This is a genomic window from Bifidobacterium sp. VU/mBH4 (B4) (genome assembly GCF_058199535.1).
Window position 1 is genome coordinate 256,741 of the sequence record NZ_JBVPQJ010000001.1, and the last position, 15,788, is coordinate 272,528.

General features: G+C 62.1%; 14 protein-coding genes. All 14 read left to right on the forward strand.

All coding sequences use genetic code 11. From position 1 onward, the window contains the following. Positions 1-40: 40 nt before the first annotated feature. Positions 41-631 (forward strand): LemA family protein, encoded by a 591-nt coding sequence (locus AC0AII_RS01035; RefSeq protein ID WP_490445792.1) that lies wholly within the window; start codon positions 41-43, stop codon positions 629-631. Beyond that, complete coding sequence (locus AC0AII_RS01040; protein ID WP_490445793.1) at positions 628-2,874, forward strand: DUF2207 family protein; 2,247 nt, start codon at positions 628-630, stop codon at positions 2,872-2,874. The genes AC0AII_RS01035 and AC0AII_RS01040 overlap by 4 nt, the downstream gene beginning before the upstream one ends. A gap of 78 nt (positions 2,875-2,952) precedes the next feature. Then, on the forward strand, positions 2,953-3,834 hold the full coding sequence (locus AC0AII_RS01045) for an aldo/keto reductase (RefSeq protein WP_490445794.1): 882 nt from the start codon (positions 2,953-2,955) through the stop codon (positions 3,832-3,834). Continuing rightward, on the forward strand, positions 3,831-4,811 hold the full coding sequence (locus tag AC0AII_RS01050) for a purine nucleoside phosphorylase YfiH/LACC1 family protein (protein ID WP_490445795.1): 981 nt from the start codon (positions 3,831-3,833) through the stop codon (positions 4,809-4,811). Before AC0AII_RS01045 ends, AC0AII_RS01050 begins: the two co-directional genes overlap by 4 nt. A 119-nt stretch (positions 4,812-4,930) precedes the next feature. Then, a complete protein-coding gene (locus AC0AII_RS01055; RefSeq protein ID WP_490445796.1) occupies positions 4,931-5,722 on the forward strand; it encodes an IspD/TarI family cytidylyltransferase in 792 nt (263 codons plus the stop codon). A gap of 22 nt (positions 5,723-5,744) precedes the next feature. After that, positions 5,745-6,464 carry a pyroglutamyl-peptidase I gene (locus AC0AII_RS01060; RefSeq protein ID WP_490445797.1) on the forward strand — a complete coding sequence of 240 codons (720 nt, stop codon included), beginning with the start codon at positions 5,745-5,747 and terminating at the stop codon, positions 6,462-6,464. Between the two features lie 144 nt (positions 6,465-6,608). Then, positions 6,609-8,339: a cell division protein gene (locus AC0AII_RS01065; protein WP_490445798.1), complete on the forward strand. Its 1,731-nt coding sequence runs from the start codon at positions 6,609-6,611 to the stop codon at positions 8,337-8,339. A 198-nt stretch (positions 8,340-8,537) separates the two neighbouring features. Next, positions 8,538-9,521 carry a CPBP family intramembrane glutamic endopeptidase gene (locus tag AC0AII_RS01070; RefSeq protein WP_490445799.1) on the forward strand — a complete coding sequence of 328 codons (984 nt, stop codon included), beginning with the start codon at positions 8,538-8,540 and terminating at the stop codon, positions 9,519-9,521. 114 nt (positions 9,522-9,635) lie between these two features. Then, positions 9,636-11,000 (forward strand): C1 family peptidase, encoded by a 1,365-nt coding sequence (locus tag AC0AII_RS01075; protein WP_463427679.1) that lies wholly within the window; start codon positions 9,636-9,638, stop codon positions 10,998-11,000. 145 nt (positions 11,001-11,145) lie between these two features. Beyond that, positions 11,146-12,306 (forward strand): 3-deoxy-7-phosphoheptulonate synthase, encoded by a 1,161-nt coding sequence (locus tag AC0AII_RS01080; RefSeq protein WP_490445800.1) that lies wholly within the window; start codon positions 11,146-11,148, stop codon positions 12,304-12,306. Then, the gene (locus AC0AII_RS01085) at positions 12,287-13,507 is read left to right on the forward strand and encodes a 3-deoxy-7-phosphoheptulonate synthase (protein ID WP_490445801.1); all 1,221 of its coding nucleotides are present in this window, start codon (positions 12,287-12,289) and stop codon (positions 13,505-13,507) included. The genes AC0AII_RS01080 and AC0AII_RS01085 overlap by 20 nt, the downstream gene beginning before the upstream one ends. A 64-nt stretch (positions 13,508-13,571) precedes the next feature. Next, positions 13,572-14,306: a 5'-methylthioadenosine/S-adenosylhomocysteine nucleosidase gene (gene mtnN / locus AC0AII_RS01090; RefSeq protein ID WP_490445802.1), complete on the forward strand. Its 735-nt coding sequence runs from the start codon at positions 13,572-13,574 to the stop codon at positions 14,304-14,306. Between the two features lie 377 nt (positions 14,307-14,683). Next, the gene (gene rplJ / locus AC0AII_RS01095) at positions 14,684-15,205 is read left to right on the forward strand and encodes a 50S ribosomal protein L10 (RefSeq protein ID WP_024626821.1); all 522 of its coding nucleotides are present in this window, start codon (positions 14,684-14,686) and stop codon (positions 15,203-15,205) included. 103 nt (positions 15,206-15,308) lie between these two features. Further along, positions 15,309-15,689, forward strand: coding sequence for a 50S ribosomal protein L7/L12 (gene rplL, locus AC0AII_RS01100; RefSeq protein ID WP_045924837.1), 381 nt, complete (start codon positions 15,309-15,311; stop codon positions 15,687-15,689). The last annotated feature ends 99 nt before the right edge of the window (positions 15,690-15,788 follow it).

Here is a 15,788-nt window from a genome sequence, read left to right on the forward strand (position 1 = left end):
CCGTTTTTGTCTCTTCTGAATTTAGTGAGAGAATGATGGCATGTCCGTATCAATGATCGTGCTCATCATCATCGTTTTGCTGGTCGTGTTGCTGGTCATCTGGGGAATCGGTATCTACAACGGTCTGGTCAACTTGCGCAACCGGGTGGCCAATGGCTGGGCCCAGATTGACGTCCAGCTCAAGCAGCGTGCCGACCTGGTGCCCAACCTGGTCCAGACGGTCAAGGGCTACGCCTCACACGAGTCCACCGTCTTGGAGGAGGTGACCAAAGCCCGCGCCGACGTGGCCCAGGCCCAGACCCAGACGGCTGGCGGGGACCAGATGCAGGCCCGTGCCGATGCCGAGCAGCGGCTGGGCCAATCCCTGGTCACTCTGATGGCTCGGGCGGAGGCCTATCCTGAGCTCAAGGCCAACCAGAACTTCCTGGACTTGCAGCGTCAGCTCAAGGACCTGGAGGACAAGATCGCCTACGCCAGGCAGTTCTACAATGATGTGGTTCAGAAGTTCAACACCCGCATCGAGACGGTCCCCTCAAACATCATCGCATCCCTCTTCCACTTCCGTCAGGCCCAGTACTTCCAAGCCGACGAGGGTAGCCGCCAGGCGCCAGTTGTGGACTTCGGACAGTGAACGCCCCAGCAGCCTCCTCCGGGAAGGCGGCCTCGAATCATCCCTCCTGGAGCACCTCACGCTTTCTCGGGGCCTTGGCGCTGGCTCTGGTGGCAGTCTTGGTGACGTGCCTCGCTGTCCTGTATATCTCCAACAGGAATCGTCCCGACCTGGTATACGATTCGGTGGATTATGATGTCCAGGTCCTGGATAATGGGGATCTGCGTATCAGTCAGACCCTGACTGTCACCATGAATTCCCGCGAGGACGACCACGGCAAAAAACGCCCTTGGCGGGAGCTCTACCAGCGCTATCAGATCAAGCCTGACCGGCTGACCGGCATAAGCGACGTAAGCGTGACTGACCTCACTAATGGCTCCACATACAGGCAGACCAACCCGCTAAAGTATCCTGATGATGTCAAGTACATTCACGACTGGGACAAGAACTGGGCTGGCACCTGGTATATGGGCATGGTCTCGGATTGGAAGCTGAAATCCTACAAGCCGGGCGATGCGGGCCAAGGGTCCGCCTGCGGCGATCTGGGGAATCAATGCCAGGTGGAGCTGGGCTGGAACATTCCACAGACTGCCAAGGATTCAGGTCGGCGCTTCCGCATCGACATGACCTTCCACGGGGTCACCACTGCCCATCCCGATGTGGCCGAATTCCAATGGGAGCCCGTGGGCGACACCAACCAGATTCCCGTTGAGCATGTGAACGCCAATGTCAAGCTGCCCAAGCAGACAGGAACGGAGAAGGGCAAGGACACGAAGGCCTGGCTGCACTTCGCTGGCAGGGGTTCCTACGATGTGATAGATGACAGCCGTATCCGATTCTCCGCAGACCGCATCGAGCCGGGCCAGCATCTGGATTTGGTGGTGCTCTTCGATGCGGGGAGGACTTCCTCGGTGGTCAGGACCGATTCTCAGCCGGCACGTGACCGTATTGTTGGGCAGGAGCGTCCGCAGTACGAGCGCTGGCACGCTGACCAGACCAGGCGGGCGCGGATCGCACTCTTGACGGGCGTCTTGGTACTCTTGGCTGCTATCGGGCTGATTGCAGTGATGCTTTGGCATACCTTCCGCAATTATGGAGACTCCCAGTACCAAGGCGATATCATCTACTACCGTCAGCCTCCTGATCTGTCACCCGCCGTGGCTGCCGTTATCAACGATGTGATGCTGACCCGAGAATCCCCTATTGGCAGGCAATTGTCAGCAACCATTCTCTCCCTGGCCTCCAAGCGGGCCATCGCTCTTGTTCCCGTCAAGTATGAGGACCGGGCGAGTTTCGGCGAAGGACCCGTGACCCAGGTGATGCGCTTGCTGCTCAAAGGTAAACAGCAGTCCATGGAGGTGGTCATCAATCCGGTCTGCAGCAAGGATCGAGCATCCCTGGCCCTGTCCTCAAGCGAGGAAGCCTGCCTAAGCATGCTGGAAGGTGCCTCCACTCTGATTGGCTCCGAGAATAAACGCTTCGACCTGTATGAGATGATTGCGATCTTCGCCAAGACTGAATCCGATAATGGCAGGGCCTACCTGGATGCTTTCTACCAGGCTGTCGAGTATGAGACCAACAATGCCGACCTGCGCGCCTATCGTCATAATGTAGGGATCTTTGCCTTCCTGGCCGTGCTCTTGGCTGCTTTCATTCTGTTGGCCGGATTCCTGCCGGGCACCGTACTGGTACGTGCGCCCTTGGCCATGCTTCTGGTGGCTGTTGTGACATTCTCCTTGCGCTATAACTGTTGGCGGGTGCTGAGCAGGAATGGACAGCCCATGGCCGGGCAGGTGTCGGGACTTCGGCGCTATCTGCTTGACTTCAGCGATTTTAGCCACCGGGGTGTGGAGGATCTGGTGCTCTGGGACCGTTACCTGGTTTACGCTACGGCCTTCGGCATAAGCGACCGGGTCGTCGCTCAGCTGGCACAGGCCAGCCCTGAACTGACCGACTCCGACTGGCTGAGTGACAATGCGCGCGGCAGCCTGCTCTACTGGACCTTCCTGCCTTACAGCCAGGATGTTGCGGCGGCTTCCTCCCTGAGTGACCCTGAAGCATTGGCTGTCAATTCAGCGCTCGGCCAAGGTGGCGTGATTGATTTGGGTACTCAATTGACCCAGGGACTCGACCAGATTGGCGGCCTGATTGGCATGGCCAGCGGCAACGGCTCTGGCAGTGTTATTGGTGGGTTTGGCGACGGCGGTGGCTCCTTCGACGGTGGCGGCGGTGGTTCCGGTGGCGGATCCTTCGGCGGCCGCTGAGACCGGGCCGCCAGTTAAGCTCGATGGGAGGCCGGCGGCATTGAAGCCGGCCTCAATCTACAAGACGGGAGTACATGTATGACATCGTCGATGCGGGCCTTGGGGCCCTTTACTACGACAGCGGTCGGAATGGGTTGCATGGGATTGTCCATTGAGGGCAAGCCGGACCAGGGAACGGCCATCGACGTCATCCACCAGGCTTTGGATGCCGGTTGCCGACATCTGGATACTGCCTGGTCCTACTACGAGTCAGGTGGCCCTGAGCAGACCAATGAACGACTGGTTCGCCAGGCTTTGGACTCCTGGAAGGGACCCCGTCAGGATGTGCTGGTGGCCACCAAGGTTGGGCACTACCGCAACTTCACTGACGGACGGCCCACCTGGGCTGTGGACGGTCGGCCGGAGAGCCTGATCCGGCACGCAAAGGAGTCCGCTCAGGCCTTGGGCGTGGACACCATTGACTTGCTCTATATGCACCGTCCTGACCCGCAGGTGCCCTACCAGGAGTCGCTGGAGGCCATGGCTGAGCTGGCCAAGCAGGGCGTGGCCCGGACCCTGGGTGTCTCCAACGTAGATATTGAGCGGATGGACCTGGCTCGCAAGATTCTGGGCGATGACCTTGTGGCCGTGCAGAACCAGTTCTCGCCCACCTTCACCAGCTCCCGCCAGGAGCTGGGCCATGCGGCCGAACTGGGTCTGGCCTTCGTCTGCTGGAGCCCCCTGGGAGGGTTCCGAGCGCCCAAGGACGAGACCCGTTATGATGCCTTCCGGCAGGTGGCCCAGGAGCGCGGTGTCTCCCATCAGCGCGTGGTCCTGGCCTGGGAATTGTCCCAGAACAGCAACGTCTTCGTGGTTCCCGGGGCCCACAGGGCGGCCACCATTCTGGATTCCCTGCAGGCGGCCGACATGGAGCTGAGCGAAGAGGAGATGGACCGCCTGAACCGGGCGGCGACTGCATGAGTCCCAAGCCTGAACCAAGAGAGCAGGGCACTCAGAGCGCTCAGGGCCAAGCCTGGGATCGGGAACGGACCCTGCTGGACAGCAGTCCCCTGTCATCGCTGGACGATCAGGGTCGGCCAATCCCGGTCACCATTCCCATAGCCCTGGCGCCAGGGATCAAGGTGGTCTACACCACCAGGCTGGGCGGGGTCTCCTCGGGCGATTATGCCCAGCTGAATCTCGGCGGCAAGGGGGGCGACGACCCGCAGGCGGTGGCTGCCAACCGTCAGGCCCTGGGCCGCCAGCTGGACCGTCCCATGGTCCTGGTGGATCAGGTTCACTCAGCCAGGGTCTGGGACGCTGACCAGGGTCAACCCCAGGGGCGCTGCGAAGCCGATGCGCAGGTGACCACCCGTCGTGACCTGGCCCTGGGCATCTTCGCGGCCGATTGCCTTCCTGTGCTGCTGACCGACCCCCAGGCCGGCGTGATGGGTGCGGCACATTGCGGTCGTCGTGGTCTGGTGGCCGGTGTCATTCCAGCCACAGTCCAGGCCATGGCCGACAAGGGCGCCGACCCGTCCAGGATCGTGGCAACGCTGGGGCCTCGGATCTGCGCAGACTGCTATCAGGTGTGTTCGAAGCTGGCTGATGACTTCGAGAAGCGCTTCCCCGGCGCATCCGGACCATGCCGATTCGGCGGAATCGCCATCGACATCGCCACTGCAGCCAGGATGGAACTCAAGGCGGCAGGAGTGACCCGTATCGTGGACTCCACCCCGCGGGTCGCTGCCGCCACCAGCTACCTGCGTCAGGATCCGGACCTGGAAGAGCTCTGCAGCCATGACAGTGAGGGTCCCTCCCTGTCGAAGCGTCTTGAGGATCTGCGCCGACCCTTGTGCACGCTGGAGAATCCGCTCTGGTACTCCCACCGCCGGGCCTCGCTGACCAGCAAGGCGGGGGAGGGGCGCATGCTGGCCCTTATCCTGGCCGACGACTGATGCAGCATGTTGATTGATCTGGCTTCCGGCAGCTGGAGCAGGCCTCGGGTGCAGATGTTCGGTGCAGATAGCGCCGGGTCTGCGCCCCTTCCTGTCCTCGCGTGAGTACCGTTGAGTCTATGAGTGAGAGCAGAGCATCAGCAGCCCCGTCCGAGGTCAGTCAGGATAACGCAGAGCCGGAGGAGCAGATTCAGCCAGTTGTGGCGGTGATTCTGGCAGCCGGGCTGGGCGTTCGGTTTGACGAGAGCAACCCCAAGCAGCTGGTGCAGGTGGGCGGCAAACCCATCATCGCCTGGTCAATTGATGCCTTCCAGTTCAATGCCCGGGTCACCGACATTCTGGTCGTGGTCAACGATCGGGTGCGGGAGGCTGTCGAGGCCATCGTGGGCGATGACATCTACGACAAGGTCCGCACGGTCATCCAGGGCGGCATCGAGCGCATGGACAGCACCGAGGCGGCCCTGCAGACCCTGGCCGAAGCGGAGATCCCCCAGGACGCCAAGCTGCTCATCCACGATGCCGTACGCCCTTTCGTCAGCCAGGAGTCCATCAATGGCTGCATCGATGCCCTGGATACCTTCAACGCCGCAACCGTGGCCGTGGCCTCGACCGACACCATGCTGATGGCCGGCGACCTGGGCGAGCGCAAGGTGGTGCGCCAGGTGCCCGACCGAGACAGCATGTTCCGGGCCCAGACCCCGCAGGCCTTCCGCTTCGGCACCCTCCGCAAGGCCTACGACCTGGCCGCCGCAGACCCCGATTTCCATCCCACCGATGACACCCGGGTGGTGGTGGACCGCCTGCCCGAGGAGCCGGTGGCCATCGTGGCCGGCAGCGTGACCAACATGAAGATCACCCTGCCCTCGGACGTGCCCATGGCTGAATGGATAGCGCGCTCCCTGGCCGGGTGAAGCCCTGTGTACCATGGGGCACATGGAGCAGATCAAGGTCATCGTCGCCGGATACGATCATTACGAGGGTGTTGATGTCAACCCCTCCTATCAGGTCTCACAGGCTTTGGCCGAGCATGGCATGGAAGGCATGCGGCCAGTCGGCCCCACCGAGGAGGATCCCTTGGAGGGCGTGGATCTGGCTATTTCCTCCGTTACCATGCCTGTCAGCTTCGCCAAGGCCTGGCCCATCCTGCATGAGGCCATAGAGCGTGTGCGTCCAGATATCATCATCGCCACTGGTCTTAAGCGTCGGGCTCGCGGCATCGCCATGGAGCGCTGCGCCGTCAACCTCAAGGAGGACGACGCTGACGACCGTGAAAACCTGGGGGAGCAGGAGTCTCGAGATGCGGTCCGTCATGCCAGCCACCAGCCCATCGACCCCCAGGGCCCAGCCGCCTACTGGACCCGACTGCCGCTGAGGGCCATCCTGCATGACTTCGGCACCTGCGGCATTCCTGCCACCCTGAGCTCGGACGCAGGCACCTATGTCTGCAACGCGCTCTTCTACAACCTGCTGGCATGGGCTGCAGGACACAAGGACGTCCTGGCCGGGTTCGTCAGCCTTCCCTTGGTCAACGAAAGCGGCGGTCAGGAGTGCGGCCTGCCCCTGGATCAGCAGATACAGGCTGTGCGCGAGGTGGTCAATGAGACCATTCGCTACTACCGCAGGCCCTCCTCCAGTCCCATTCTTATCGCCTGAGACCCGTATGTAAGGCCAATGTGTCGGCGGCAGGTCAGACGGCGACTTTCGGCCGGTCATGGGGTAGAGTCGAGGTAAATCCACCGGACCGAAGACATTTCTGTCACGGGCCGGCATGTCCTGGTGGCGAAGAGGAGTGTTTCCATGGCCGAAGATCAGTTTCCCGTTGTCCTGCGAGGCTATGACAAGGAGCGGGTCGACCAGGCCTTGGCGGCCTCGCGGAGCAATCTGGCCCGGTTGCGTCAGCAGATCAAGGCCGATGACGATCGCATTCTGAAGCTGGAGGCGGAACTCCAGGAGGTCAAGTCCCGCAAGCCCGAACAGCCGCGCAACTCCTTTGCTTCACTGGGGGCCAACGCCCAGCAATTGCTGGCCTCGGCCGAGCAGACCAGCACCGAGCTGCTCAACCGCGCCAAGCAGGATGCGGCATCCACCAAGACCTCCGCCCAGGAGAAGGCGACGACCCTGGTCAACGAGGCTCGGCTTGAAGCCAAGCACATTGTGGACGAGGCCAACGCCAAGGCCAAGTCCATTGTTGAGGCCGCCAACGACGAAGCCAGGACCGTCACCACCACCGCCAAGCAGCAGAGCGAACAGAGCAAGTCAGCGGCCGATAAGGTGGTAGCCGAACGTCGTCAGGCCTTGGATCTGGAGCTGCAGAACTCCCGTGAGGAGCATGAGAAGCGGCTGGCCACCAGCAAGGCCACCCAGGACAGGGAGCTGTCCGAGCAGAAGGCCAAGGCCGCCAAGGAGATTGCCGACAAGCGGCGCAAGAACGACGAGGAGATCGCCAAGCTCAAGAAAGAGGCCAACGATCAGATCCAGAAGGCCCTGGCCGAGGCCAACAAGAAGCTGGCCGACGTGCGCGAGCAGGTCTCCAAGAGCCTGAATGACGCCCGTAGGCAGGCTTCGGAGATCACCGACAAAGCCAAGTCCGAGGCCCAGCAGATCGTGGACGAGTCCAAGGTCACCAGCGCCGAGACCATGGCCAAGGTCAACGCCGAAGCCGAGCAGGTCCGCTCCGACATCGCCGCCCAGCAGGAGGATGCCACCAAGAAGGTGGGCGAGCTGCTCAAGAGCCTGGAGGATCGGCGGGTCAAGACCGAGAAGGAGACCCAGGAGCTGATTGAACAGGCCAAGGCCACTCGCAAGGATGCCGATTCGTTCGCATCCTTCAAGCGTGAGGAGTCCGAGCGCAAGGCCAACCAGTTGCTGGAGGAGGCCAAGCAGCGCGCCCAGGCCGAAGTCGACGCCCATCGCAAGGCCGCCCAGGCCGAGCTTGACGGGCTCAAGGACCACATCACCAAGCTGCAGCACCGGGAGGCCACCATTACCTCCCGGGTCGACGAGCTGCGGAACATCTTCTCCAAGTCCTTCGGCAACTTCGACGGCTTCCACGATGAGGCTGTGGTCAATGACCAGGACGAGGGACAGGCGCCCAGCGTGCCCGTGGTCAACGCTGTGCCTGCCGCGGATCCGTTGCCGGCTCCTGCTGCGTCGGCTACGGCGGCATCATCGAAGGCTGAAGGCGAGGATCAGGCCGTCGATCAGCCCCTTGCCGACACCCAGGAAGAGGCCCCTCAGACATCGGTCGATCCGGCCCCAGCCAGCCAGCCAGCCGATGGTGTGGCAACTGACTCTGCCGATAATTCCGGGGATGATGTCAGCGCGGCTGCGGCTGTCAGGCCCTCAGCCAATATGCCTACTCAGGTTCTGCCTTCCCCAGCGCCGAGTGCACTTCCCGATGCCTCCGTCCAGGCCGATGACGCGCCGGCCCAGCGTGAGGACGGACAGGTGGAGAAGGCGGTCACCGATCAGGAAACGACGGTTATTCCGCCCATCAACGACGACGCTGCCCCGACCGATCGGGACTGATCAGCAAAAAACATTGTTCGTCAGGGCCGGATCGCAGGCATGGTCTGCGATCCGGCCCTGACGTTCTGTCTTGCCTGGAAGCTGGGCGGCTGCCTGCCGAAACCGGCGTGGCTGTCAATCTCGCCCCGAACCTCTGCCGAGGCCTAGAGTCGATGGTGAAGAGGTGTAGGCCAAGGGTCACAGGGTTGGGAGAGCGTCATGCATCAATCACAGCACGCATCATCACAGGCGTCTGCCACGGGGACATCCGGGTCGGCTGCGGCTTCACGCCCATGGAGTGCCCAGGTGCGCCGTGGGGTGGACCTGCAATCCCTCTATGCTCTGGTGTATCTGGTGGCGGCCAACCTGATCGCCGGGGTTCTGAATCTGCCCTCGGTGGCCGCGGCCATGGGCATTGCCCGTCAGCCGGGGCTGGCGGATCTGCTGGGTGATCTGGTCATGCTGGTCTTTCTCTTCGGCACCCGCAGCCAGGATCTGCGCGGGCGCGGGACCAACCCTGTGCAGTACAAGGCGCAGACCAATCCTGGCCCAGCCGTGCTGATCGGGGCCATCCTGCTGATTATGCTGGCCAGCAGCATCGAGACCGGCTTCACCTGGGTGGTCAACCAGGGATCCCAGGCCCTGGGGCTGGTCTACCATTCCACCACCTCCCAGATCGCGGCGGGCCAGCACGGGTTCCTGTCGCCCCTGGACACGGCTATCCTGGTCCCCGTCGTCGAGGAGTTCCTGCTGCGCGGCGTGGTCATGGGCCGACTGAAGCCCTACGGACGAACCTTTGCCATCGTCACCTCCTCCTTTATCTTCGCCTGCCTGCACGGAGACATCACCCAGAGTCTGTTCACCTTCCTGCTGGGCCTGGTTCTGGGTGTCATCGCCATGGAATACTCCATCCTCTGGTCCATGGCACTGCATATCTTCAACAACCTGGTCCTGGCTGACGCCATGATGTGGCTGACCCAGACAGTGCCGGCCCGCACCGGCTCGATGATCAACCAGGGCATGACCCTGCTGGGCCTGATCGGGGGACTGGTCGTCCTCTGGCTGATTCGCGGACAGTTGGCAGACCGCCTGCGCGCCAATCGCTCACGCCCCGGAACCTATAAGGGCTGGATCTCTCTTGGTCTGGCGGTCCTGGTGGCCCTGGCCGTGGTCAATGCGGCCCAGCGCTTCTCCCTGGCTTGACAAAGGCACAGTTGTCCACATCATCCGCCAGGCGAACCCATGAGGACCGATTCCCGCTATGCTGAATACAGGGATGCAGATACATCCGCATGAAAGGAAACAAGGACAGACCGTATGACATCAGTACTGACACCACTGGATCAGACCCGTTTGGAGGGCCTGCGGACCGCCTTCGATGAGCGGGAGGCCAACCATGTCGCCATGAATGCCGTCACTCAGGTAGGCATTGACGAAGTGGCCCACAACTATAACCGCTCCCGTCTGCTCCAGCACCGTTTTTCGGTCAGCATCGACAATGGCACGGTCACTTCGCAGGCGCACTCTGGTCGCTGCTGGCTCTTCAGCTCGCTGAACGTGGCCCGATTCGTGGCCCGCAAGGCTCTGAACATCGATGGTGAAAGCACTGCCAACCCCATGGGCGACTTCGAGCTGTCCCAGAACTATGCCATGTACTATGACAAGCTTGAGCGCGTCAACTACTTCCTGCGCGACGTGGCGGCTCTGGTGCGTGCCGGCGAGCCCGTCGACTCCCAGCTCATGCGCTTCCTGATGGGCGATGTCATGGGCGATGGCGGCCAGTGGATCATGGCCATGAACATCTATAAGAAGTACGGCGCAGTGCCCAAGCAGTTCTATCCCGAGACCGCTTCCTCCCAGAACACCAGCCAGATGAACGACCAACTGCGTCGCCTGCTCCACCAGGCCACGGCTCATATGGTGGCCAATCCGGACGGGATCGACGAGATCATTGATCGGACCCTGGAGGCCGGGCACCGTATGCTGACCATTCATCTGGGCACCCCGCCCACCAGCTTCGACTGGGAGTGGACCGACAAGGACGGCGTCTTCCACAGGGATGGGCGGATCACCCCACAGGAGTTCTGGAAGCGCTACGTGAATGCCGGACTCGAAGACTATGTCTGCCTGGTCGACGATCCGCGCCCCGAGCACCCCAAGGGCCGCAAGATCGGCATCGAACATCTGGGCAACGTCGCTGGCGGCGATCCCACCGAGTACCTGAACGTTCCGGTGGAGGTCATGAAGGACTGCGCCCGTCGTCTGATGAGCGAGCAGGGCCTGCCGGTCTGGTTCGGCGCCGACTGCCACCCCATGATGGACCGCAAGGCCGGTCAGTGGGCCACCGACCTGTTCGAGTACGGCCGGGTCTACGGTGTGGACTTCGACATGGACAAGGAGCAGCGGGTGCGCTTCGGAGATTCTGCCCAGAACCATGCCATGGCATTCGTGGGCGTGGATGTGGCCGACGACGGCCGGACCACCAACCGCTGGCGGGTGGAGAACTCCTGGGGCGGGGACATTGCCAACAAGGGCTACTTCACCATGAGCGACGACTGGTTCAGCCAGTATGTCTATGAGGTGGCCGTGCCCAAGTCCATGCTGCCCGAGGAGTATCGCCAGGCCTTCGACCAGGAGGCCATCATGCTGCCCGCCTGGGATCCCATGGGCGCCCTAGCCTGAGCAACGTCACCAATCTATCCATTGAGCTGTTCGTTCCCGTGGTCTGCATGGATCGCGGGAACGGACCGTCTGCATCGGCCCGGACGCGGATGGTTATAAGGAATTCGGGCAAGATCGTCGAAGTACGACAGAGAGGAGAGCGACCGTGGCATTCGTCAAGGAACCGGATATCATCCCGGAAGAGGAGCGGCAGTATTTTGCCGATACGGCCGTCTTTCCCGAAACAGTGGACGTCAACATTCGTCAGCTGGATCCCATCCCGGCCCCCAGGGTCTTTTTGCGCTCGCGGCCCCTGGATCCGGAGCGTATGGGGTTGGTGCGGGACTCCCGTCAGGCCATTCGGGATGTTCTGCATGGCCGGGACGACCGGCTGCTGGTCATTACCGGCCCCTGTTCAGTTCACGACCCGAAGGCTGCTCTGGAGTACGCCCGTCGTCTGTCGGCTGTCAATGAGCGGTTGAAGGATCGGCTGCTGATCGTCATGCGGGTCTACTTTGAAAAACCCCGGACCACGGTGGGCTGGAAGGGGCTGATCAACGACCCCGATCTGGATGGAACATTCAACATTCGCAAGGGGATTCGCCTGGCCCGTCAAGTGCTCTGGCAGGTTCTGGGACAAGGGATTCCGGCGGCCACGGAATGGTTGGATCCCATCACCCCGCAGTATCTCTCCGACGCGGTCAGCTGGGGGGCCATCGGGGCTCGGAACACGGAGAGCCAGGTCCACAGGGAACTGGCCAGCGGCATGTCCATGCCCATGGGTTTCAAGAATTCGACCGAGGGCAGCGTAAAGGCAGCGGTTGATTCCTGCCTGGCCGCAGCATCCGAGCATCACTTCCTGTCCATCAACCTGGACGGCCATGTCATCGCTGCCGAGACCAGGGGCAATCCAGATTGTCACTTGATTCTGCGCGGTTCCAGTCATGGCCCCAATTACGATTCGGAGTCCGTCCGGTCCGCCCTGGAGGCCATGCACCAGGCCCCGCTGGGCCCTGGTGCCTGCCGGGGGCTGATCGTCGACGCAGCCCATGGCAACTGTGGCAAGGATCCAGTGCGTGAGGCCCAGGTGGTCGAAGAGCTGGCAGAACGTATCGCCAAGGGTGAGCAGGGCCTGTCAGGCATCATGATGGAAAGCTTTCTTGAGGGCGGTAACCAGGCTCCGGCCCCGCTGGATCAGCTGGTCTTCGGCCGATCCGTCACCGATGCCTGCATTTCCTGGGACAGGACCGAGGAACTGCTGCAGATCCTGGCCGATGCCGTGCAGGCTCGTCGGGAAAGGAGAAGGCATGAGCCGGATCAAGGATGAGCCACAGGAGCCTTTGCCCCGACCCAGCAAGGCCTACGAGGTTGAACTGGTGCACAAGGCGCTGGCGGCAGGCGTCAACCCCCTGCAGACCGGGAACGTGCCCAGGTGGGAGGACGAGGTAGGCATAGGCCGGATCGTCAACAGGAGGGTCTTTGAACTTGACCGCCTGCCTTCGCCCGCGCAGATGCTGACCAGATATCCCTTGGACGGGTCGGCCAAGGATCTGGTCATCCGCTCCCGGCAGGAAATCGTGGACTGCCTGCATGGGCGGGATGATCGGTTGCTGGTCATTGTGGGTCCCTGCTCCATTCACGACCCCGATGCCGCCCTGGACTATGCTCGTCGTCTGTCGGCCGTCAACGAGCGGTTGAAGGATCGGCTGCTGATCGTCATGCGGGTCTACTTCGAGAAGCCTCGGACCACGGTCGGTTGGAAGGGCCTGATCAACGACCCCGACCTGGATGGCAGCTATAACATCCAGAAGGGCCTGGTCCTGGCGCGGCGCATTTTGCTGGGTGTGCTGGAAACCGGACTTCCGGCGGCCACGGAATTTCTTGAGCCCACATCGCCGCAGTACATCTCCGATGCGGTCAGTTGGGGGGCCATTGGCGCCCGGAACACGGAGAGCCAGGTTCATCGGCAGCTGGCCAGCGGCATGTCCATGCCCATCGGCTTCAAGAACGCCACGGATGGCAGCGTGGATGTGTCCATTGATTCCTGCTATGCGGCCTCTCAGCGCCACACCTTCTTCGGAATAGACCATGAGGGTCAGGCTGCGGCCGTGGCGACCATGGGCAACCCCGACTGTCATTTGGTCCTTCGCGGCTCCAAGTCCGGCCCCAACTATGATCAGGATTCGGTGCGGGCAGCCCTTGCCGTGCTGCGCCAGCGCATGCCTGAGGACAGCGCGGCTGCCCACGGACTGCTCATCGATGCTTCCCATGGCAATTCCGGCAAGGACGAGCGACGCCAGATCCAGGTTGTCCATGAGCTGGCCCAGCGGATAGGCGACGGTGAGGAAGGTGTCACTGGCCTGATGATGGAGAGTTTCATACGTGGAGGCAATCAGCAGCCGGCCCCATTGGACCAGCTGGTCTACGGATGTTCGATCACCGACCGTTGCATCTCCTGGCCTGATACCCAGGACCTGCTGGAGGAGCTGGCAGGAGCCGTGGGTCGTCGTCGAAACACGGCTCGTTGACTTGCGCCTGCAGTAGTCTGGTCGGGCTGCAGTTGCAGGTGAAATCTTGGATAAGGAGTCAGGTATGAGCGAAGCGGATGCCTCCCTGAAGGGTGAGGATCGGCGGCCGGTTGCCGTCATCGGGGCCATGGATGAGGAGGTGGCCCTGATCGGTCGAGGTCTGCAGCAGGCGGATCAGGATCCCCAGGCTGGTGATGCTGGCCTGAAGGTCATATGCGGCACCCTGAATGGGTCACACGGCCCGGTTCGTCTGGCTGCCACCGTGGGCGGCATGGGCACGGTTAACATCGCCGCCACCACACAGTATTTGATCGATGCCTTCCATCCCGGGGCCGTTATCTTCTCCGGCATTGCGGGCAACCTGAACAAGGACCTGCACATCAACGACGTGGTTCTTGGCGGTACCCTGCGTTATTTGGATACCGACATGCGCTTGGTGGCCCAGTCGGCCCCCGGCACCGAGGAGTTCCACTCGGACCCTCACCTGCTGGATCTGGCAAGCCGGACCCTGGACTCCATGGGGATCAAGCACATCGTCGGCACCATTGCGACAGGTGACTACTTTGTGGACAGCCCAGAGAAGATCGCCGAAGTCAAGGAGCAGACCGGGGCCGACGCGGTCGAGATGGAGGGGGCGGCCGTTTGCCACGTGGCGGCCCGCAACAAGGTGCCAGCCCTGGTCATCCGCGCTCTGAGCGACAACGCCGACACCGACTACGAAGTCTTCCGGGAGTTCGACATCTCCGAATATGCCGACACGGCCGCCAGGCTGGTGCTGGGCATCGTCCGCGAGCTCTGAGCGCAGGTCAGCAAGGGGCCCTCGGCCGTGCGGCCCGTCACCTATGGGCCTGCGATCCGATGGGTTGCGCCCGTCAAGGCTTGGATGCCGTGAATCTGCTGTGGTTCTGCAGTCCCCGGATCCGGCTGGCTCCCAACTTGCCGTGCCTACGAACTTGACGGTTGCAGACGATCTGTGTAGTATTGCCCCTTGCATACCAAAGACCGTTGGTCGGGACCCTTGGGTCTCCTAAGTTCGGTTGATCGAGCCAGCACAGGTTGAGTTTTCAATCGGTCCTCGTGACCTGTTTTCTGCTCTGCCTGTCGGCAGGGCTTTCTTTTTGCCTGTCAGGCTCGGTCGCCCGGCTCCCTCCAGAGGTCTGTCTAGGAAGGAACGCCATGAAAAGGCCCGAAAAGGAAGAGGCTGTCGCCAGGCTGACGGACAAGTTCCGTGACGCCGACGCCATCATCCTCACCGAGTACCGCGGGCTCAGTGTTCCGCAGGTCGCCGATCTGCGAAACAAGCTAGGCCGCGATACTTCCTACAACGTGGCGAAGAATACGCTAGCCCGGATTGCGGCCAAAGAGGCTGGAATCGAGGGTCTCGATGAGATGCTTGCCGGCCCCTGCGCCATCACCTTCGTCAAGGGTGATTACGTCAATGCCGCCAAGACGCTGCGTGATTTCGCCAAGGACAACCCGGCACTGATCGTCAAGGGCGGCTTCATTGATGGAGCTGTTGCTGACGCGGATGCCATGAAGAAGATCGCGGATCTGGAATCCCGCGATGTTCTGCTCTCCCGGATGGCCGGCGCGCTCAAGGGCACCATGTCCAAGGCCGCCAACCTGTTCGTCGCTGTGCCTACCAAGGCCGTGCGCACGTTCGACGCCCTGCGCGAGAAGCAGGAAAAGGCCGCCTGAGTCCACGGCCACTGGCCCGGATTCATACGGCAAATACAAAAGAAGATGTTCGGTGATCGGCCTACCAGTCAATGCCGGTCGCCACAAATGAAAGGAAGCCATTATGGCCAAGCTCTCCGCTGACGAGCTCATCGACGCGTTCAAGGAAATGACTCTGGTCGAGCTGTCCGACTTCGTCAAGAAGTTCGAGGACGAGTTCGACGTCGAGGCCTCCGCCCCCGTGGCCGTGGCCGCTGCCGCCCCCGGTGCTGCTGCTCCGGCTGAGGAGGAGAAGACCGAGTTCGACGTCGTCCTCTCCGCCATCGGCGACAAGAAGATCCAGGTCATCAAGGCTGTCAAGGCCATCACCAACCTGGGCCTGGCCGACGCCAAGGCTCTGGTTGACGGTGCCCCCAAGGCCGTCCTGGAAGGTGCCAAGAAGGAGGACGCCGACAAGGCCAAGGCCCAGCTGGAAGAGGCCGGCGCCACCGTCGAGCTCAAGTAGTCATCGGCTCTTTCTGAGCCCTTGCATGCTGGAAAGCCCTGTGCCGTCACCGACGGCCCGGGGCTTTCCCATATCCGGCCATGCCATGGGGGATAGGTG